At 42.5% G+C, this 18,938-nt stretch carries 21 protein-coding genes; 3 read left to right on the top strand and 18 right to left on the bottom strand.

The features are described 5' to 3' along the window. Window positions 1-49 precede the first annotated feature (49 nt). From murT to O3642_RS02600, 3 genes are read left to right on the top strand one after another with little or no spacing between them, the layout of a single operon-like run. Window positions 50-1,393: a lipid II isoglutaminyl synthase subunit MurT gene (gene murT / locus O3642_RS02610; RefSeq protein WP_371605333.1), complete on the top strand. Its 1,344-nt coding sequence runs from the start codon at window positions 50-52 to the stop codon at window positions 1,391-1,393. Further along, on the top strand, window positions 1,393-2,181 hold the full coding sequence (gatD, locus tag O3642_RS02605) for a lipid II isoglutaminyl synthase subunit GatD (protein WP_350018766.1): 789 nt from the start codon (window positions 1,393-1,395) through the stop codon (window positions 2,179-2,181). The genes murT and gatD overlap by 1 nt, the downstream gene beginning before the upstream one ends. Window positions 2,182-2,191: 10 nt before the next feature. After that, on the top strand, window positions 2,192-2,446 hold the full coding sequence (locus O3642_RS02600) for a LapA family protein (RefSeq protein WP_371605332.1): 255 nt from the start codon (window positions 2,192-2,194) through the stop codon (window positions 2,444-2,446). Window positions 2,447-2,905: 459 nt separating this feature from the next. Here the strand turns inward: O3642_RS02600 and O3642_RS02595 are convergent, their stop codons facing one another. The 18 genes from O3642_RS02595 to O3642_RS02510 form a co-directional block, all read right to left on the bottom strand. Beyond that, window positions 2,906-3,886, bottom strand: a complete 981-nt coding sequence (locus O3642_RS02595; protein ID WP_371605331.1) for a hypothetical protein — start codon at window positions 3,884-3,886, stop codon at window positions 2,906-2,908. Between the two features lie 15 nt (window positions 3,887-3,901). Further along, complete coding sequence (locus O3642_RS02590) at window positions 3,902-4,450, bottom strand: hypothetical protein (protein ID WP_371605330.1); 549 nt, start codon at window positions 4,448-4,450, stop codon at window positions 3,902-3,904. 411 nt (window positions 4,451-4,861) lie between these two features. Next, on the bottom strand, window positions 4,862-6,043 hold the full coding sequence (locus tag O3642_RS02585; RefSeq protein WP_371605329.1) for an MFS transporter: 1,182 nt from the start codon (window positions 6,041-6,043) through the stop codon (window positions 4,862-4,864). Window positions 6,044-6,068: 25 nt separating this feature from the next. Further along, entirely contained in the window at window positions 6,069-6,941 is an 873-nt protein-coding gene (locus O3642_RS02580) for an XRE/MutR family transcriptional regulator (RefSeq protein ID WP_371605328.1), read from the bottom strand. Further along, window positions 6,942-8,849, bottom strand: coding sequence for an ABC-F family ATP-binding cassette domain-containing protein (locus O3642_RS02575; RefSeq protein ID WP_371605327.1), 1,908 nt, complete (start codon window positions 8,847-8,849; stop codon window positions 6,942-6,944). A 103-nt stretch (window positions 8,850-8,952) separates the two neighbouring features. Then, the gene (locus tag O3642_RS02570; RefSeq protein WP_315377928.1) at window positions 8,953-9,675 is read right to left on the bottom strand and encodes a M57 family metalloprotease; all 723 of its coding nucleotides are present in this window, start codon (window positions 9,673-9,675) and stop codon (window positions 8,953-8,955) included. Window positions 9,676-9,756: 81 nt separating this feature from the next. Next, a complete protein-coding gene (locus tag O3642_RS02565; protein ID WP_049515169.1) occupies window positions 9,757-10,596 on the bottom strand; it encodes a DNA/RNA non-specific endonuclease in 840 nt (279 codons plus the stop codon). A gap of 83 nt (window positions 10,597-10,679) precedes the next feature. Then, window positions 10,680-10,868, bottom strand: coding sequence for a DNA-directed RNA polymerase subunit beta (locus tag O3642_RS02560; protein ID WP_003006464.1), 189 nt, complete (start codon window positions 10,866-10,868; stop codon window positions 10,680-10,682). Continuing rightward, on the bottom strand, window positions 10,858-12,141 hold the full coding sequence (gene murA, locus O3642_RS02555; RefSeq protein WP_371605326.1) for a UDP-N-acetylglucosamine 1-carboxyvinyltransferase: 1,284 nt from the start codon (window positions 12,139-12,141) through the stop codon (window positions 10,858-10,860). The genes O3642_RS02560 and murA overlap by 11 nt, the downstream gene beginning before the upstream one ends. Before the next feature lie 66 nt (window positions 12,142-12,207). Continuing rightward, complete coding sequence (locus tag O3642_RS02550; protein WP_003006458.1) at window positions 12,208-12,438, bottom strand: DUF1146 family protein; 231 nt, start codon at window positions 12,436-12,438, stop codon at window positions 12,208-12,210. A gap of 96 nt (window positions 12,439-12,534) precedes the next feature. Further along, window positions 12,535-12,954 (bottom strand): F0F1 ATP synthase subunit epsilon, encoded by a 420-nt coding sequence (locus O3642_RS02545; protein ID WP_003002471.1) that lies wholly within the window; start codon window positions 12,952-12,954, stop codon window positions 12,535-12,537. Window positions 12,955-12,967: 13 nt separating this feature from the next. After that, window positions 12,968-14,374: a F0F1 ATP synthase subunit beta gene (gene atpD / locus O3642_RS02540; protein ID WP_049486331.1), complete on the bottom strand. Its 1,407-nt coding sequence runs from the start codon at window positions 14,372-14,374 to the stop codon at window positions 12,968-12,970. 85 nt (window positions 14,375-14,459) lie between these two features. Continuing rightward, complete coding sequence (locus O3642_RS02535) at window positions 14,460-15,341, bottom strand: F0F1 ATP synthase subunit gamma (RefSeq protein WP_013903320.1); 882 nt, start codon at window positions 15,339-15,341, stop codon at window positions 14,460-14,462. Window positions 15,342-15,356: 15 nt separating this feature from the next. Next, the gene (gene atpA / locus O3642_RS02530) at window positions 15,357-16,862 is read right to left on the bottom strand and encodes a F0F1 ATP synthase subunit alpha (protein WP_009732555.1); all 1,506 of its coding nucleotides are present in this window, start codon (window positions 16,860-16,862) and stop codon (window positions 15,357-15,359) included. A gap of 15 nt (window positions 16,863-16,877) precedes the next feature. Beyond that, window positions 16,878-17,414: a F0F1 ATP synthase subunit delta gene (locus O3642_RS02525; RefSeq protein WP_024055549.1), complete on the bottom strand. Its 537-nt coding sequence runs from the start codon at window positions 17,412-17,414 to the stop codon at window positions 16,878-16,880. Beyond that, window positions 17,414-17,908 (bottom strand): F0F1 ATP synthase subunit B, encoded by a 495-nt coding sequence (gene atpF / locus O3642_RS02520; protein WP_201087663.1) that lies wholly within the window; start codon window positions 17,906-17,908, stop codon window positions 17,414-17,416. Before atpF ends, O3642_RS02525 begins: the two co-directional genes overlap by 1 nt. Window positions 17,909-17,927: 19 nt before the next feature. After that, window positions 17,928-18,641 carry a F0F1 ATP synthase subunit A gene (gene atpB, locus O3642_RS02515; protein WP_023917700.1) on the bottom strand — a complete coding sequence of 238 codons (714 nt, stop codon included), beginning with the start codon at window positions 18,639-18,641 and terminating at the stop codon, window positions 17,928-17,930. Window positions 18,642-18,674: 33 nt separating this feature from the next. After that, window positions 18,675-18,875 (bottom strand): F0F1 ATP synthase subunit C, encoded by a 201-nt coding sequence (locus O3642_RS02510; RefSeq protein WP_003006433.1) that lies wholly within the window; start codon window positions 18,873-18,875, stop codon window positions 18,675-18,677. Window positions 18,876-18,938: the final 63 nt, after the last annotated feature.

Below are 18,938 nucleotides of genomic sequence, written 5' to 3'. Positions count from 1 at the left end.
ACAGATTTTTCTGTAACCTTCTGATGCTTTTTATGATAAAATATGATTTATGAAGATAAATACAACCTTGGGCCTTCTGGCAGGAAAGCTTTCCGGCTCTATTCTAGAAAAAATGGGGCGGGGATCAACCCTACCAGGTAAAGTAGCCCTCAAATTTGATAAAGATATTCTCAGTCAACTGGCAAAAAACTATGAGATTGTTGTGATTACAGGGACAAATGGGAAAACCCTGACCACTGCGCTAACCGTAGGTATTCTCCAAGAAGCTTTCGGACCGATTTTAACCAATCCAAGCGGGGCCAATATGATCTCTGGGATTACAACGACCTTCTTACGAGCTAAGCATTCGAAATCAAATCGACCGATTGCGGTACTTGAGATTGACGAGGCCAGCCTCTCTCGGATTTGTGATTATATCCAGCCAAGCCTTTTTGTGGTCACCAATATTTTCCGGGATCAGATGGACCGTTATGGAGAGATCTATACGACCTACCAAATGATTTTGGATGCCATTCACAAGGTCCCAACTGCGACGGTTCTGCTAAATGGAGATAGTCCGCTCTTTAATAGTCAAACCTTGTCCAATCCGATCCAATATTATGGATTTGATACAGACAAATCAGAGCCACAGCTAGCCCATTACAATACGGAAGGAATCCTCTGTCCACATTGCCACAACATCCTCAAGTACAAGCTCAATACCTATGCCAACCTGGGAGATTATATTTGTGAGCACTGTGGGTTCCACCGGCCCCCTCTGACCTATGCCGTATCGGACCTCCTTTCTTTAACTCATCGATCTTCCAACTTCCGGATCCAAGGGCAAGATTACCACATCAATATCGGTGGTCTTTACAACATCTACAATGCCTTAGCAGCTGTCTCTGTTGCTGGATTCTTTGGAGTACGGCCCGAAGTCATCAAACAAGGATTTGATCGCAGTCGCGCTGTCTTTGGTCGCCAGGAAACCTTTAAGATTGGGGATAAGGAATGTACCTTGGTCCTGATTAAAAATCCGGTTGGAGCTACTCAGGCTATTGAAATGATTAAACTAGCGCCGTATCCCTTTAGCTTGTCGGTTCTCCTCAACGCCAACTATGCAGACGGAATCGATACGAGCTGGATTTGGGATGCCGACTTTGAGCAAATCACCCAGATGGACATTCCAGAGATCAATGCTGGCGGAGTGCGCCACTCTGAGATTGCTCGGCGACTTCGGGTCACTGGCTATCCTGCAGAAAAGATCACAGAAATGGCTGATTTAAAAGAGGTCTTCCAACACATCAAGCAACAGGAAACCCCTCACGCTTATATTTTAGCCACTTATACAGCCATGCTAGAATTCCGTGAACTCTTGGCACAAGAACACCTGATTGAAAAGGAGATGCACTAATGACTTATACTTCCCTAGAATCTTCTGATCAGGCACAGTATCCCTACAGCCTGCGCATTGCTCATCTCTATGGCAACTTAATGAATACCTATGGGGACAATGGGAATATTCTCATGCTCAAGTACGTTGCGGAAAAGCTTGGAGCCCATGTCACAGTTGATATCGTCTCTCTCAAAGACCGGTTCGACCCTGATGCCTACGATATCGCCTTTTTCGGCGGCGGGCAAGACTACGAGCAGACCATTGTATCTGAGGACCTACCAGATAAAAAAGAAGACCTCGAACGCTTTATTCAGGATGATGGCGTGGTCCTGGCTATCTGTGGTGGCTTTCAGCTTCTAGGCCAATACTACATTGAAGCCTCTGGCAAACGCATTGAGGGACTTGGTATCATGGGCCACTATACGCTCAACCAAGTCAACAACCGCTATATAGGTGATATCAAAATCCATAACGAAGAATTTAACGAAACCTATTATGGTTTTGAGAACCACCAAGGTCGGACCTTCTTGGCTGAGGATGAAAAACCGCTGGGTAAGGTCGTCTATGGAAATGGGAACAACAAAGAAGATGGGTGCGAAGGGGTTCATTACAAGAACGTCTTTGGCAGCTACTTCCACGGTCCTATCTTGTCCCGAAATGCCAATTTGGCCTATCGCCTAGTGAGCACTGCTTTAAAAAATAAATATGGCAAGGACCTTTCCCTACCGGCTTATGAGGAGATTCTAAGCCTAGAGCAGCCGGAAGAGTACGCTGATGTGAAAAGCAAGGCCCCTGCTGAACAATAAGGAGATAATGATGAACAAAAATAATCTACACTACATTGCTTTATTACTTTTAATTTTATTGATTGCTGGTATTTCCCTTGCAAACATGCAATTGGTTACCGTAAATTTCCTCTTGGTCCAATTTAAATTGCCTTTGATCATTCTGATCTTGCTCTGTGTCCTCTTGGGTGCATTCGTCATGAACTTGGTTAATTTTTCAAAGGGCTTCTCCCTAAAAAAAGAACTCAAGAGCACTCAAAAGCAACTGGAAGAAGCAAAGAAATAAATCAAGACAGAAGAAAAAGAAAACAACTATAAAGCACCGAATGAACTACACCCCAAAAGTTAGACAGATAAGATCTGACTTTTGGGGTATTTTTTTATATAGATAGAATTCCAGAATCTTCTCAACAGTTTTTTAACCCTAGATTGTAAAGAATCCTCATAACAACGATACAGGCCTTATATATCTAACGTTTAATTGACATGATTCCATCCTAACTAGTTAGATTTTCAAATGCTTTATGTGAGGTATATTCCAAATCATAACTATTAGACACAATAATATAGCCTGTTTGCTTTATTAGCCTTAAACGGTTTTCTACATTGTCACTTATCATTAGAATCAATGATTCCTTTCTCATTTTTCTAAACCATAGCATTAGATGAGAAAAAGACTTGAAGCACCACCACGTGCCCCAAGTCCTTCTTCAGGATTCTATGCAGATCTTTAACCCCAATCCCCTTAACGATAATTCATCTTCCATCCATCTTCAACAACAATTGGTGCAAGACTTCTTAAATAGTCGATGAAGGGATAGTAGGCCTCCATATTACTTTTGTTTATTTCAAAAACATACGGCCGGCGACTTGAATAAAAGATAATCTTCATCTTGTAGCGATAAAAACTTTTTCTATGGACTCTAAAAAGTTTAATTTCTTCAATGTCATCTACTGGTAGTATTTCAAAATCCATGCCGTAAAACACGAGGATTCCCTGGTGCACAAGGAGTTCCAATTTATTGTCACTGTAATCCGCATCTTTCACCAATTTCTCCGGTTGATTCGCATAATCTGGAAATAATGTATTAAAGAGTTTAAACTGTCTACGTAAATAGAAAATCCTTCTGATTGTATTGATGAAGAAAAACAATGCTACAAGTCCCACCAATACAGGTCCCACGAGAAAATGAGATCCCCCTCTGTCGTCCATCAAATCAAGAAGATGCGTCGTATCGACAGTAGCCCCTCCTTTTGAAAGGTCGCTTTGATTAAATCTCTCTTGAATGATATCCTTAAATTCTTTGCTAATAATGACGATATCTGAGCTTTTCTTTCTCCTGCGAATTTCAGGAAGCACCTGTACATGAAGATAAAAGTCAGAAGATTCCAAAGGATTTTCTTGAGGAGCGAGTACGTCTTTCATCTCAAGTAGTTTATTTATACTTCCTTTAATGACGACCTTCATCGCTGTAACCCCATATTCATGTTTGACTAAATAATAAGTATTATTCTTTCTTTCAATCGGGTTAGGATCAATATCCAACACTTTAATCGCTAATACATCATCACTATTCTCTGCCTTATAGACATAACCTTGCTGATACAATTTTTCCGGGTTCGTATTCATATGAATAGCTGGCTGTACATCAAAATAGCAAACAACCGATAAAACAACAACGACACACCAGTCAAATAGTGTCCTAACAAATATCTTTTTGTTCATCTTACTCTCCGTTGATTACCCTAGGAGTCTAAAATCCACTTTCAATCCTAAGTTATATTCTTCATTTAAATATTCCACAAGATCCTTGAGACGTAATAAATGTCTTCTAAAGAGAATCGAGTCGTATTTCTTATTTTCATATTCAAAACGCAAATGAATCTTCATGCCGCCTTTTCGTCTGTTCTCTACCTCAGGAATCACTTTAACACTTAGATAGAATCCACTTGATTCTAATGGGTTTTCTTGATTAGGAACTCTAGCTTTCATTTGCAGCAATGAATAGACCGTATGATAAGTTGCCTTCATGGCCGTAACGCCATATTCATGCTTAATTAAAAAGTATTGGGCCTCATCTGTTTTAACTGGAATTAGATCTATGTCCAATACTTTTACTGCCAAGACATCCTCACTATTTTTCGACTTATAAACGAAGCCTTGCTTATACAATTTTTGAGGAGGCTCAAGGGAATGTAAACCTGGTATTGCCTGAAAATAGCTATAACCCAGCAATCCTATCACCAATAACCAAATCCCTAATGATCTTCTAAATACATTTTTATTCATTTACATTTTCCTTCTTATCTGATGAAGAACTAACAAAACCAGTCCAGATGAAAGTGATCAACGGCCAAACTGTCAAAAACGAATTAAAAGGCATGATTCTCAAAACAAGAGAACTTATGCTATAAACAGATTGGATAAAGTCATACCAGTCCGATAGACTGGGATGTTAAGCATCTCTAATAAGGCATCACTTATTTAAATTTTACCAGAAAAAGCTAAGGATAGGAACCGGAAATTACTTTCCCAAAACAGGTTTTCTTTTTTTACTCTTTTCTCAACCTCCCTTCCATTAGACTAAATACGGAAGAGTCAACTTTCTATGAGGTCTCACCACAAAAAAGACCTTGAAAAGGTCTTTAACTTGGTATTTCCTATAAAATATTGTAGCCTTCTCTCTAGACAGGAATATGACTAAATCGTTAACTTCCTATCCATTCTTTTAGCATAGACTGATGCAATCACTGAGAGTAGAATAACACCAGCTCCTATCAGGAGAAAAGATTCTACACGGACACTTGGTAACCAGGTCATCAAGCCTTTAGCGATAGGCATAAAGAGAATGGCTAGGGTAAATATAGTGCTTAAGACCCGGCCCAGATAGTCTCCTTCTACCTTGGTTTGAACCTGAGTAAAAAAGTGGATGTTAAAAATTGTCATAAAGAGTTCACAGACCAAATTTCCAGAAAAGGAAAGAAGGTGAGGAAGGGGCAAGCCCATCATGAACACTCCTACTCCTGTTAAAATCAATAAGAAAAGTAGCATTTCCATGCTTGATTTAAATTTATTAGCGATCAAGGCTCCGATGATGGAGCCAATAGCCCCCATGGTTAAGATGGTCGCATAAGCTCCTTTAACCCCGTATAGACGATTCGAGAAGGGAAGTAAAAACTCAAAAGCCGCAAAAAAGAAATTGACGCTAGAAGCCACTAATAAGAGAAAGAAAATCTCTTTCTGATGCCAGATATAGTCTAACCCATCCTTGATATCAGAAAAAATATCTTTCCCGGTAAACTGTTTCCTCTCTTGAACCTTAGCTTCTTCTTTCGGAAGGAAAGCCACTAGGACAAAAGCAATGAAAAAGGTCAGTGCATCTAATAAGAGGGTCATATGAAGACTGGCAAATTGTAGAACTAGGAAAGAAAAAACAGGTGAACAGACACTAGCAACCTGTAAGACTAACTCCAAGTGGGCGTTATAGGTCACAATCTCGTCTTTCTCTACTACCTCGGTAATAATGGCTTTATTGGCAGGTCGAGAAAAACCAAAGGCAATGGCCTGAACAATATTGGCAAAAATAAGAGCCGCAATCATCAAGCTATCATTTGTGATAAAAGAAATCGCCAAACAAAGGAGTCCACAAACCAAGTCGGTCGTCATCAAAATCTTGCGACGAGAAAAACGGTCTGAAATCACTCCTCCAAAAGGATTCACGAGAATCCCTGTCACTAACTCAGAAATCTGATAGATCCCTAATACCGTCTTTCCTATAGTCCCCATCGAGGCCAGCCAGACACTATTCCCATAATCATAGAGCATATTTCCAATTTTGTTAATAGCTCCACGACTAATTAATTGGACCGCATGTCGGTTCATAAAATCTCCTTTATCTCTGTCCTATTTAGGAACATTCATCTATTACAAATTTATCAAAGTGTTCTTGATAATAGGCCACCTGCTCTGGAAGTCCCAACACATCAAAAATGTGCATGGCTTCCTGCATTTGCTGTCGCCCTTCTTCTGTTTGCCCCTTCTGATATAGAGCAAATCCCTTGAGATAATGAAAGACATTGCGTTCGTACAGCTTGATGCTCTTGCCTATAATCTTTTCTACATAGGCTTCAAAATAGCTGGCGTTTTCAAATGAACGGTGTTCTAAACAATGCTGGTAGCAATTCAGGGCTAGAATCAAGACCAGTTTGCGATGGCGACCTATTTCTTTGTAGAAATCTTCACGCTCCATCACTTCTCTCCCAAGCCGTGTGACATAGTCCACTTCATAGAAGCTATAGAGATTGCCAAAGAGGATCAACTCATACATGGTCCATTCTTCCGTTTGAAAGAGGTAATCTGCCACCTTATCCAGATCAGATTGCTTCATCGTGTAGCTGGCATCTCTCTGGCAAATCAGGCCTTGTAGCAGGATCCAGTTCATCTCAAAATAGAGGGGATTGGTCGAACCTTTAGCCTTTTCAAGTTGTTCTTCTTGAAGCTTTTGAAAACCTGCAATATCATTTGAGTAGTAAAGTGGAATAATCTGAGCCATCAAAGCGACATGCTCATGGTGTTGAAAATTTCTGGCCTTATCCATAAAATTCTCAATCGTCACATGGATATTGTCCAAAATGTCAAAGAAGCGCGAAGCAGCCAGATCCGACTCCCCCAATTCAAAACGGGATAATTGGGAGGTCGAGCAAGCTTCTCCTGCAGCTTCTTTCAATGAATAATTCTTACTGATTCGAAATTCACGAAAAACTTTTCCAAGATCGTCCATCTATTCCACCTGCTCTGACAGTTCTGCCCACTCTTCCATGACTGCTTCCTGCCGGACAGTTAGTTGATCCAGCTCGCTTTGCAGTTGAACCAAGTCAGCTGCATCATTGGTGCTATGCATGGTTTCGGTGATGTCTTGGATTTTTTGATCCAGCTCTTCAATCTCTGCTTCCAATTGCTCAATGCGACGAGTGATTTTCCGGAGTTCCTTCTGGTTTTGCTTCTGCAAGTGGTAGTCATTGCTGGTGACTTCCTCCGTAGAAGAAACAGGCACAGCTTCTGCTTGTGCTGCAGCTAGAGCTTCTAACTCAGCTTTTTTCTCCAGATAATAGTCGTAGTCTCCTAGGTAAAGAGTTGAGCCCTCTTCAGAGAGTTCCAAAACTTGTGTAGCCACCCGATTGATAAAGTAACGGTCGTGGCTGACAAAGAGCAGGGTGCCATCAAAATCAATCAAGGCATTTTCTAGCACTTCCTTGCTATCGATATCCAAGTGGTTAGTCGGCTCATCGAGAATCAAGAAATTGTTATTTTCCATGGACAGCTTGGCTAGAAGCAAGCGGGCCCGCTCTCCACCTGACAGCATACCGACGGTTTTCCTGACATCATCCCCAGAGAAAAGAAAGGCTCCCAGGCGATTGCGGACCTCCACTTCTGGCGTCAGTTTAAAGTCATTCCAGAGCTCATCCAAGACACTGTTGTGAGGCGTTAGTTTACTTTGGGTCTGGTCATAGTAGCCCACCTCGACATTGGCCCCAAAATGGGCTTCCCCCTTGATGAAAGGAATCTGCCCGACGATGGACTTGATAAGAGTAGATTTCCCGATCCCATTTGGTCCCACAATAGCGACCGCATTCATCTTGCGAATATCCAGATTGATAGGCTCTGACAGGATTTGATCGTCATAGCCGACGGCTGCCTCTTCTACTGTCAGAACGACATTGCCCGAGGTCTTATCGGCATGGAAGGTCATATGGGCGGACTTGGTCCCAGCTTCCGGTTTGTCTAGGCGCTCCATTTTTTCCAACTGCTTGCGCCGAGACTGGGCTCTCTTGGTAGTCGAAGCCCGCACCAAATTACGATTAACAAAGTCTTCGAGAGCAGCTATTTCTTTTTGTTGCTTCTCGTAGTTCTTGGCTTCGGTCAACAATTTTTGCTCTTTTTGCTCGACAAAGCTAGAGTAATTGCCGACATAGCGGTCCAAAGAATGCTTGGTCAAATCCAAAGTAATGGTTGCGACCTTATCTAGGAAATAGCGGTCGTGACTGACAATGAGAAGGGCCCCACTATAATTGACCAGGTAGTTTTCCAACCAGGCAATGGTCTCAATATCCAAGTGGTTGGTCGGCTCGTCCAGTACCAAGAGATTTGGTTTTTCCAAGAGCATCTTGGCCAGAGCTAGACGAGTATTTTGCCCACCAGACAGCTCTTCAATCTTCATCTGCCACATGGACTCATCGAACTTAAAGCCGTTAAGAATAGCACAGATATCTGCTTCATAGGTGAAGCCACCAGCCTGACGGAATTCTTCCGATAGACGGTCATAGTCCTGCATGAGTTTTTCTAAGTCAGCTCCAGTTTTTTCCCCCATCTCCAGCTCCATCTGCCGCAAGGTTTTCTCAGTCTTTCTGAGATCGTCAAAGACATGGAGCATCTCATCGTAAATGGTATTGGACGACTCAAAACGGCTATCTTGAGCGAGATAAGAGAGGGAAAGGTCCCGTTTTTTATTGATTTCTCCAGAAGTTGGCTCTTCTTCTCCCACCAAGATTTTTAAGAGCGTAGACTTGCCGGCTCCGTTCTTTCCGACCAGGGCAATCCGGTCCCGTTCATCCACCTGCAGGCTGATATTATCAAAAAGAACCTCCCCTGCAAAAGAGCGTTCAATTTTGTTAGCTTGTAAAATAATCATGCCCCTATTTTACTATCTTTTTTCAGATTAAACAAGGAAAGACGAGCCATCAAAAAAATCCTGAGCCCCTTGAGGCTCAGAACTTTCGAAAGTATTTTAAAACTTATTCTTCCTTGTATAATTGTCGGACTGCTTCCACATCTGTATCCTGAATACTGTAGAAGGAACCAGCCGGTTGCATGACCGATTCTCCATCAGTGTGGTCCAGCCCAATGGCATGGCCTAGCTCATGCTCAGCTGTATTGACAATCCGATCATAACTATAGTTATAGACATAATTTAAAAGATAATGGCGATTGAGACGCACTGTGATGTGGGTGAAGCGGTTGGTTAAGAGGTTGGTCTGAGAAGCAGTCTCTCCTGCAGCAGAAACCGATGCGTTATCCATTTCCGTCAAGACCACATTAGCCTCTTTTTCATTTGTAACCAACTTGAAGGTAAAGGATCCTGTTTGGTTCCAAGCCTCAATAGCATCCCGATAAGCTTTTACAAAAATTTGACTGATATTGGGATCCAGGTAGACCGTGGCCTCCGCTTTCTCCCAGCGAGCACCGCTATGCTCATGATTGTCTGTCTGCGTAGTCTGTGAGCTAGGTGCCATCCCAAAGCGCGATGCAAACCCCTGATCTCCAAATAAATTGCCGACTTGATAGACAACCTTTTGGGCAGCTCGTCCAAATCCATCCATACCAGAACTAGGAGAATCTGTAAAATAGATGATCCCCACTAGAACGAGAAAACTGATGGCAATGGTCCAGAAAAATCCCCAAAAAAGACTCCAAGCCATGCGAAGGATTCCTATGAAAAATCGAAAAATGGTTCTCATACATTCTCCTTTCTCTTAAAGAAGGTATGCAATTGTAACACCCCATTCTTAAAAATAACTTAAATAACTGCGCTTTCCAGCTTATTGATGAACGGTTACTTTGCCTGTCTGATAATCCAGGCTAATCCCACTTTGAACATTGGGAACAAAGACATTGAACTCAAGGCTCCCATCACTCGATTTGGCTTCGATCTGTGATCCTAATGGAATCAGATCTTCTGGATGGTTGTAGATCAAGGTCACCCGATAGCGGATCCGCTTGTTCTTATCCAGTGCTTTTCGAACCAGGGTCTCATAGTAGTTTTGACCGGTGGAATGAGGATCATTGGCTTGATTGGACCAAGCCGTTTGCACAGCGATATTTTTGGGATTGCTAGTCGAGGCATCAAAACCTTTGAGATTGCCGATCAAGGCGTAGCCCAATAGGTGGCCCCGATCCACAGCATGGTCATACTCGCCGGACAGATTGTGGACCTGATGCCAACCTGCTGGTTTCCAATCGGTTAGGCCACTACCTGTTGCATCCCGATCTCTGTACTGGCGAGTCGCCTTGGTCATAATAGCGTTCGCAACCGTCGGTACGGTCTTTCCATTCACTTCTTTTGTCTTGTTATCCGCATAGGGTTGACTAGCCACGCTGGCATCCAGATCTGTGCGATTTCCCTTAACTACAAAGGCTCCAGCACCGTTCCATTCCAAGTCATTCCCTAATTGTGAACGGGCAGATTTCGTTAGTACAGAGCTAGCTAACTCTTTACTAGGTGTTTCTTGTTGGCTACTAGTCACCACCGAAACAACCTGATCCGTCGCTTCTTTCACCGTCGGTTGATTAAAATAATAGCCCCCGATAGCTAGGGCCGTTGCGACCACAAAGCCCGCTAGGGTTTGTTTGGTTCGTTTGCTTACTGTTTGTTTTGCCATATCTCTCTCCAAAAAAGAGCAGCGCTAGATGGGTCATTGACTCGATTCGCTGCTCTCCTTTTTACTCAATTTTAGTTAAAAGCTTATTTGCCTGTTAGCTTTCCAATGATCTCTGACCAAGTGTCCGGAGAGAGAATGGACCATGGATTTTTCCCATCGCCAATCACTCCATAGCCAATGACCAAACCAACTGCAAAAATGATGATTCCAATCACAGCCAACAGGAGGACAATTCCTAGCTGTTTTCCAACATAGCGAAGATTAGTTTTCATCGTCTTCTTCCTCTACACGTTTCACGTCTGCACCTAGCGCCACCAATTTCTCATGGAATTGATAATAACCACGATCTAAGTGACTTAATTTGCTGACCTTTGTTTCTCCTTCTGCTACCAAGCCCATCAAGACCAAGGTTGCACTTGCTCGTAAATCGGTCGACATAACCTCTGCACCTTGGAAGCTTTCCCCTCCAACGATACGAGCTGTATCCCGCATAATATCCGAGTGAACGCCCATCCGACGCATTTCTTCCAAATGCTGGAAGCGATTCTCAAAGACCGTTTCAATCATGGTAGACTCACCTTTAGCCATGGCCATCAAGGCTGTGAATTGAGCCTGCATATCGGTTGGAAATCCTGGGTAGGGAAGAGTTTTAACGGTCACTGGACGGAGCTTACTGATATCCGATTGAATCCGAATTCCATTTTCTTCTTCGGTTACCGTTACACCCATCTCCTGCATCTTAGATAGAAGCGGACGGTTGTGTTCCCAAATGGCATCTTCGATTAAGACATCTCCACCAGTCATGGTTGCCCCAATCATAAAGGTTCCAGCTTCGATACGGTCTTGCACAACATTGTGGTTTGCCCCATGCAAGCTCTCCACACCGACGATAGTTAAGGTCTCAGTTCCTGCCCCCTTGACATTAGCTCCCATTTTATTAAGCAAGAGTGCTAGGTCAACAATTTCAGGTTCCCGCGCAGCATTTTCAATCACAGTGACTCCATCTGCCAAGGTTGCGGCCATCATAATATTTTGCGTCGCCCCAACTGATGGGAAGTCCATATAGACGTGTGCACCTTTGAGACGATCTGCTTTTGCTTCAATATAGCCGGCTGTTTGGGTAATTTCAGCTCCCATGGCTTCCAGACCTTTGAGATGGAGGTCAATCGGACGACTACCGATCGTACATCCTCCAGGCATGGAAACTTTGGCATGGCCATTGCGTGCCAAGACAGGACCTAAGACAACGATAGAAGCCCGCATCTTACTCACATATTTATAAGGCGCTTCCTCTGATAATTTTGCTTGCGCATCTACGACAACTGTATTGTCTTCTTCATTGAAGGTTACTTGTGCATTCAAGCCACGAACGACATTGTTCATTGTAAAGACATCTGATAAAACAGGTACATTTTTCAAGGTTGTCACGCCCTCGCTTGCTAGAACTGTTGCAGCAAGAAGAGGAAGGACAGCATTTTTTGCTCCTTCGATTTTGACGGTTCCAACCAGTCGATTATGACCACCATTAACGATTATTTTTTCCATACGGGATTGTTCTCCAATTTCTTAAAGTCACGCTTTCTATCATACCATATTTTTTATAAAATGTGGCTAGAATTGGCCAATAAAAATCTGTCGACTCATCTCATAGACACTGATAAAAAATGAGCTCGCTAGATAGCCGATTCCGACGCTGATCATCAAGATCAAAAAACGGATTTTAACCGCATTTTCAGCACTTACTTTTAAAAACTTTTCCCATTGAACCAGGTTCATCAATAGGTAATAGGCAAAAAAGATAAACAATAGATGGCTTGAAAGATTAAAAATCATTTGAATCATACAGCTATTATACCATATTTGGTCCGTACTTTCTTCTTTTGATTCTCTCCCAACAAAAATAAGGTGAGGACATACCTCCACCTTATTTTGAATATCTTATAAACGATTTCCGACATTAATCCGGTTAATGGCGCGTTGAAGAGCAATTTTAGCACGACGTTCCATATCAACCGAATGCTGATCTTTGGCTTCTTCAATCGCTTTTTCAGCTCGCAGTTTGGCACGTTCTGCACGACTAATGTCAATATCTCGAGCACGTTCGGCAGAATCGGCAACAATGGTAATGACATTATCAGCTACTTCGATAATCCCACCATTGACTGCAATCCAATCAATATGTTTGTCATCGTCGACACGACGAACCTTTACTTGGTCTACAGCCAAAACCGCAATGGTATTGATATGATGAGGTAAAATCCCTAATTCACCATCAATTGTCTTGACAGATACAAATGCGGCATGATGATCATAAACCAGTCCATCCGGTGTAACGATTTGGACGTTCATTTGACTCATCTTTCACCTCTTCTTAGAATCCCATTTTTTCAGCTTTGGCAATCACATCTTCGATCGATCCAACACCACGGAAGGCATCTTCAGGAAGATGGTCATATTTTCCGTCCAAGATTTCTTTAAAACCACGAACAGTTTCTGCAACAGGTACGTATGAACCAGGTTGACCGGTAAATTGTTCGGCAACGTTGAAGTTTTGTGACAAGAAGAATTGGATCCGGCGAGCACGAGCAACCAAGGTCTTTTCTTCGTCAGACAATTCATCCATCCCCAAGATCGCAATGATATCTTGCAATTCATGGTAACGCTGAAGGACGCGTTTGACCTCAGATGCTACTGCATAGTGTTCTTCTCCTACGATTTCTGGAGAAAGGGCACGTGAGCTTGATGCCAATGGGTCCACCGCCGGGTAGATCCCCAATTGTACCAATTTACGTTCCAAGTTGGTTGTTGAATCCAAGTGGGCAAAGGCGGTTGCTGGCGCTGGGTCTGTATAGTCATCGGCTGGCACATAGATGGCTTGGATGGATGTAACAGAACCTTTCTTGGTTGACGTAATCCGTTCTTGCAATTGCCCCATTTCAGTTGCCAAAGTAGGTTGGTAACCAACGGCTGAAGGCATCCGTCCCAAAAGGGCTGATACTTCTGAACCGGCTTGGGTGAAACGGAAGATATTGTCGATAAACAAGAGAACGTCCTGACCTTCGACATCACGGAAGTATTCCGCAATGGTCAAACCAGTCAAAGCAACACGCATCCGTGCTCCAGGTGGCTCATTCATTTGTCCAAAGACCATGGCTGTTTTTTCAATAACGCCAGATTCTTTCATTTCCCAGTAAAGGTCATTCCCTTCACGTGTCCGTTCCCCAACACCGGTAAATACAGAAATCCCACCGTGTTCTTGGGCAATATTATGGATTAATTCTTGAATCAAGACGGTCTTCCCAACTCCGGCACCACCGAAGAGTCCGACCTTCCCACCTTTCAAATAAGGGGCTAAGAGGTCAATAACCTTGATCCCTGTTTCAAGAATTTCTTCTGAAGTAGAGAGCTCGTCAAAGGATGGAGCTTTTTTGTGGATGGAGTCACGAGGAGCATCCTCAGGAAAAGGTTGATCCAAGTCAATGGTATCTCCAAGAACATTGAAGACACGTCCCAAGGTTTCTTTTCCGACTGGAACAGAGATTGGACGACCTGTGTCCAAGACTTCCATTCCACGTGTTAAACCATCAGTTGATTCCATGGCGATGGTCCGTACGACCCCATCACCAAGTTCCAAAGCTACTTCAAGAACGACTTTCGATTTTTGTTGGTCATTTTTATAGACTACAAGCGCATTATTGATCTCAGGAAGTTTATCTCCAACGGAAAAGGCAACGTCTACGACGGGACCTACGACCTGAGAAATTTTGCCTAAACTCATGTCATTCTCCTATTCTAAGTAATTTCTACTGCTCAAAAGTTCTCTTTCAAGCATCTGTTTTTGTATTTAAAATTGTATCCGACAACTATTCAAGGGCGCTAGCACCCGCAACGATTTCGGTAATTTCTTGTGTAATCGCTGCTTGACGAGCACGGTTGTATTGAATCGTTAATTCATCAATGACTTTCTTGGCATTGTCTGTTGCAGTTTGCATGGCCATCATCCCCGCAGCATTTTCAGCTGTTTTAGCATCAATAATGGCACCATAGATCATGCTTTCAGCAAATTGAGGAAGCAATTGATCCAAAATGGCATCTCGACTAGATTCCAATTCTAGATTCAATACATAGTCCTCATCCGCTTCATTTGGGTCCAAATCAATAATTGGAAGCATTTGTTCCACCCGCATTTGACTCGTCAAACTGTTGACGTGGTGGTTGTAACAGACGTACAACTCATCAAACAAGCCTTCCTGATACATTTGGACTGTTTTCGAAATGATCTTGCGAACTTCCTTAAAGCTAGGCTGATCAGGCAAACCACGCAATTCATAAACCGGCTGAATCCCACGGGCACGGAAGAAATCCGCACCGACGCTTCCAATACAGATCACTTCAAAGTCATCTCCAGTTGGATGGTATTCTGCCTTCATTTCCATCATGGTTTTAAGGATGGAGGCATTGTAACCCCCGACCAAACCACGATCAGATGTAATAACGATATAAGCTGTCTTTTTTACCGGACGACTCACCAACATCGGATGGGACTTGGTATTTTCTGTTTCATGTCCATGGAGCAAGTCTGTTAAGAGCTTACGAACCTTAGCAGCATAAACCTGAAAATCCTTGGCTGCCTGCTCAGATTTACCAAGTTTGGCAGCGGACACCATCTGCATGGCATTGGTGATTTGACTGGTGTTTTTTGTGGATGCAATTTTATTTTTAATATCATTTAATGAAACTGCCATCTTCCACTCCTATTTCTATTTGAAATTTGACTGGTTGACAAATTCAGTAAGGGCTGCATCCAGTTCTTCTTCTGCTGGAAGATCATGTGTCGAACGAATCGTCTCAAAGATTTGATGATAATGTGCTTCAAAGTAATCAAACAACTCTTCTTGGAAACGAAGAATGTCGTCTACTGGAACACTATCTAAGAAACCATGAGTCAAGGCATACAAGATCACGACTTGTTTTTCAACTGTCAATGGTTCATGAACAGGTTGTTTCAAGACTTCCACTGTCCGACGACCACGGTTCAATTTCGCTTGAGTCGCAGCATCCAAATCACTACCAAATTTCGTGAAGGCTTCCAACTCACGGTAGGAAGCGAGGTCGATACGAAGGGTACCAGCAACCTTCTTCATAGCCTTGATTTGAGCAGATCCACCAACCCGGGAAACAGAAGATCCGGCATCAATGGCTGGACGAATACCGGCATTAAACAAACTATCTTGCAAGAAGATTTGTCCGTCTGTGATCGAAATCACATTGGTTGCGATATAAGCGGAGATGTCCCCTGCTTGGGTTTCAATGATTGGAAGAGCTGTAATAGAACCCCCACCCAATTCATCTGAAACTTTAGCTGAACGTTCCAACAAACGGCTGTGGAGATAGAAGACATCCCCTGGGAAGGCTTCACGTCCTGGTGGACGACGAAGAAGAAGGGACAATTCACGATAGGCTACGGCTTGTTTTGACAAATCATCATAGACGATCAAAACGTGTTTACCGTTATACATGAACTCTTCTGCCATGGCAACCCCGGCATAAGGTGCCAAGTAGAGCAATGGAGATGGTTGAGAAGCCGAAGCGGTTACCACAATCGTATAATCCATGGCTCCGTATTTACGAAGAGTTTCTACTTGCGTACGAACTGTTGATTCTTTTTGACCAATCGCCACATAGATACAGATCATGTCTTGACCCTTTTGGTTCAAGATGGTATCGATGGCAATCGAAGTTTTCCCTGTTTGACGGTCCCCGATAATCAATTCCCGTTGACCACGTCCGATTGGAACAAGGGCATCAATGGCTTTCAAACCAGTTTGTAGGGGTTCTGAGACAGATTTCCGTTGCATAACGCCAGGAGCTGGTGTTTCAACTGGACGGAATTTATCTGTCACAATCTCACCCAAACCATCTACTGGTTGGCCAAGTGGGTTAACAACCCGACCAATCAAGGCATCCCCTGCAGGGACTTCCATGATTTTACCTGTACGACGGACAGAGTCTCCTTCACGAATATCCGTGAAATCACCTAAGATGATGATCCCGACATCCGTTGTTTCTAAGTTTTGGGCCATCCCGTATGAGCCATTTTCAAAGATCAACAACTCACCACTCATGGCATTTTCAAGACCATGAGCACGGGCAATCCCGTCACCAATGTAGGTTACAACACCTGTCTCAGTGACGTCAAAGTTTGGCTTGAAATTTTCAATTTGTTGCTTAATTAAAGCGCTGATTTCTTGTGCGTTAATCGCCAAAATTCACACCACTTTCTATTTCAATTTAGATTTTATAACTTGCAATTGGTGTTTGAGACTGGTATCCAACGTTTTATGATTGGCTGTCACGACAAAGCCACCAATTAAATCTGGATCGATCTTTTGTTGGATCGAGCGAACTTGAATCCCAAATTTTCTTTCGATAATGGGGATTAGCTTTTGCTCTTGAACAGGATCCAAACCAGCAACCGTCGTAACAGTGACGACAAAAGCGTTGCTCAACAGTTGAATCTGATCCAAACAAATCGTTACAATGTCATAAAATAAGGCTTCACGATGATTGAGAATAACCACTTCAATCAAATGGTCGAGTAATTGTGAATCCGAGGGTTGAAAAAGTCTGAGACTTTTTGCTTTCTCTTCATCCTCTACACCGATATGAGCTAAGAAGTTAGCAAGTCCAGTCTCCTCAAAAATCCCCTTGATTTGGGTCAATTTTTCAAAGACTAGATCTTGTTCTCCTTTTTCAAAGACCAATTGAACAAAAGGCTGGGTATATTTCTCAATCACCATCAGTTGCTTTTTGTCCATTAGGCTTCTCCTAATTCATCAAGATAGCGATCGATCAGTTGGCGTTGACCTTCAGCATCCAGCTGTTGACTCAACAATTTGCTGGCAAGATTGACAGTGAGATCTGCCACATCGCCTTTGATACTGTTCAATGCTTCTTCTTTGTTATGCGCAATTTCTTGTTGCGCTTTTTCTTTCAAACGTACTGCTTCTTGAGTGGCTTCTGAAAGGATCTGAGATTTGTTCTTTTCTGCAGTTTCCTTTGCATTTTCGACAATAGACGCAGCTTCTTTGCGGCTACCTGCCAACTCTTCTTCACGTTTACTTGCTAGTTCCTCAGCTTTTTGACGAGCTGATTCTGCTCCATCAATATCATCTATAATCTTTTTGGCACGCGCTTCTAAAATTCCATTGATATTGTTCCATGCAAATTTCTTTATTAAAAAGATTAATAATAGGAAGGAACCAGCAATGAGAATAAAGTTACCAATAATTTCACTCATTGATACATGCATTCTTCTACTCCTCCTCTACTTACTCTTCGCCATTAATTTTCTTACCAATATAAATTGATGACAACATGGTAAATACATAGGCTTGGATACATGAAATGAAAATTGAAAATGCAGTCCATGCCATGCTTCCAATAAAGGCAAATGGATACCAATAAACAGCTTGATGCGACAAAGTCACAAGCAAGCTTGCTAGTACCTCACCCGCAAAGATATTTCCGAAGATCCGAAGGGCCAAGGAGGCAAAATTCGTGAATTCTTCCAAAATATTCATGGGGGTCATAAATCCGGGTGTCACAAAAGCCTTTAAATATTCCTTCACACCACGTCTGCGAATTCCTTCTACATGGGCGATTAAGGTGATCAAAAATGAAAAGGCAAAGTCATAACCCAGGTTAGCGGTTGGTGATGTCCACAAATTGTAACCATTGGTCGTTTCGATTTTAGCCATCAATCCAATGTTATTGGCTACTAAAAGAAATAGGAAAAGAACAAACAAGAACAAGGAATAGTCCTTTATGTAATGTTCCCCAATATTTCCTTTTGTAAAGCCTACGACAAAGTCATATGCGTATTCCAGCACATTTTGTTTGCCTTTTGGTCGGATCGACATTTTTCGACTGGCCCAATAAATGAAGCCAAAAACGGCGAAAACAGAAATCAGGGTCATAGCAAGTAGGGTCAAATTAAAAGATACAGGTCCAAGAGTAATCGTTGGATTGATACTTTCTTCCAAGGTTTGACACCTCCTTTTCTAAAATAGAAGCGTCTATTTGATAATAAAGGCCATAACCAAGGTTACGAAGAAAGTACCTTCGACAAAGGCAACACCAAGAATCAAGAGGCTACGCAATTGACCGATAATTTCTGGTTGACGAGACGCAGATTTCAATAAGCTACTCATCATCAAACCTTCTGCCAGTGATACACCAAAACAGGCTAAACAAAGACCTAAAAATGTTAAATTCATGATGAATTCTCCTTTTATAAATTTTACCTCCTTAGTTTACTCCTAAAAGATATAATAGTCAAA

Source organism: Streptococcus sp. 27098_8_66 (assembly GCF_041431945.1).
GTDB lineage: Bacteria > Bacillota > Bacilli > Lactobacillales > Streptococcaceae > Streptococcus > Streptococcus dentalis.
Note: the sequence above shows the minus strand (reverse complement) of the source record. Positions and strands in the feature narration are given on the sequence as shown.

Bases quoted from the DNA above. Each gene is read 5' to 3' on its own strand.
- atpD (WP_049486331.1), bottom strand. From the start codon at position 14,374: ATGAGTTTAGGCAAAATTTCTCAGGTCGTAGGTCCCGTCGTAGACGTT.
- O3642_RS02560 (WP_003006464.1), bottom strand. From the start codon at position 10,868: ATGAAAACTAATCTTCGCTATGTTGGAAAACAGCTAGGAATTGTCCTC.
- O3642_RS02590 (WP_371605330.1), bottom strand. From the start codon at position 4,450: ATGAATAAAAATGTATTTAGAAGATCATTAGGGATTTGGTTATTGGTG.
- O3642_RS02510 (WP_003006433.1), bottom strand. From the start codon at position 18,875: ATGAATTTAACATTTTTAGGTCTTTGTTTAGCCTGTTTTGGTGTATCA.
- O3642_RS02580 (WP_371605328.1), bottom strand. From the start codon at position 6,941: ATGGACGATCTTGGAAAAGTTTTTCGTGAATTTCGAATCAGTAAGAAT.
- O3642_RS02550 (WP_003006458.1), bottom strand. From the start codon at position 12,438: ATGATTCAAATGATTTTTAATCTTTCAAGCCATCTATTGTTTATCTTT.
- O3642_RS02595 (WP_371605331.1), bottom strand. From the start codon at position 3,886: ATGAACAAAAAGATATTTGTTAGGACACTATTTGACTGGTGTGTCGTT.
- O3642_RS02565 (WP_049515169.1), bottom strand. From the start codon at position 10,596: ATGGCAAAACAAACAGTAAGCAAACGAACCAAACAAACCCTAGCGGGC.
- O3642_RS02535 (WP_013903320.1), bottom strand. From the start codon at position 15,341: ATGGCAGTTTCATTAAATGATATTAAAAATAAAATTGCATCCACAAAA.
- O3642_RS02600 (WP_371605332.1), top strand. From the start codon at position 2,192: ATGAACAAAAATAATCTACACTACATTGCTTTATTACTTTTAATTTTA.
- O3642_RS02525 (WP_024055549.1), bottom strand. From the start codon at position 17,414: ATGGACAAAAAGCAACTGATGGTGATTGAGAAATATACCCAGCCTTTT.
- murA (WP_371605326.1), bottom strand. From the start codon at position 12,141: ATGGAAAAAATAATCGTTAATGGTGGTCATAATCGACTGGTTGGAACC.
- O3642_RS02575 (WP_371605327.1), bottom strand. From the start codon at position 8,849: ATGATTATTTTACAAGCTAACAAAATTGAACGCTCTTTTGCAGGGGAG.
- murT (WP_371605333.1), top strand. From the start codon at position 50: ATGAAGATAAATACAACCTTGGGCCTTCTGGCAGGAAAGCTTTCCGGC.
- O3642_RS02545 (WP_003002471.1), bottom strand. From the start codon at position 12,954: ATGAGTCAAATGAACGTCCAAATCGTTACACCGGATGGACTGGTTTAT.
- O3642_RS02585 (WP_371605329.1), bottom strand. From the start codon at position 6,043: ATGAACCGACATGCGGTCCAATTAATTAGTCGTGGAGCTATTAACAAA.
- atpF (WP_201087663.1), bottom strand. From the start codon at position 17,908: ATGCATGTATCAATGAGTGAAATTATTGGTAACTTTATTCTCATTGCT.
- O3642_RS02570 (WP_315377928.1), bottom strand. From the start codon at position 9,675: ATGAGAACCATTTTTCGATTTTTCATAGGAATCCTTCGCATGGCTTGG.
- gatD (WP_350018766.1), top strand. From the start codon at position 1,393: ATGACTTATACTTCCCTAGAATCTTCTGATCAGGCACAGTATCCCTAC.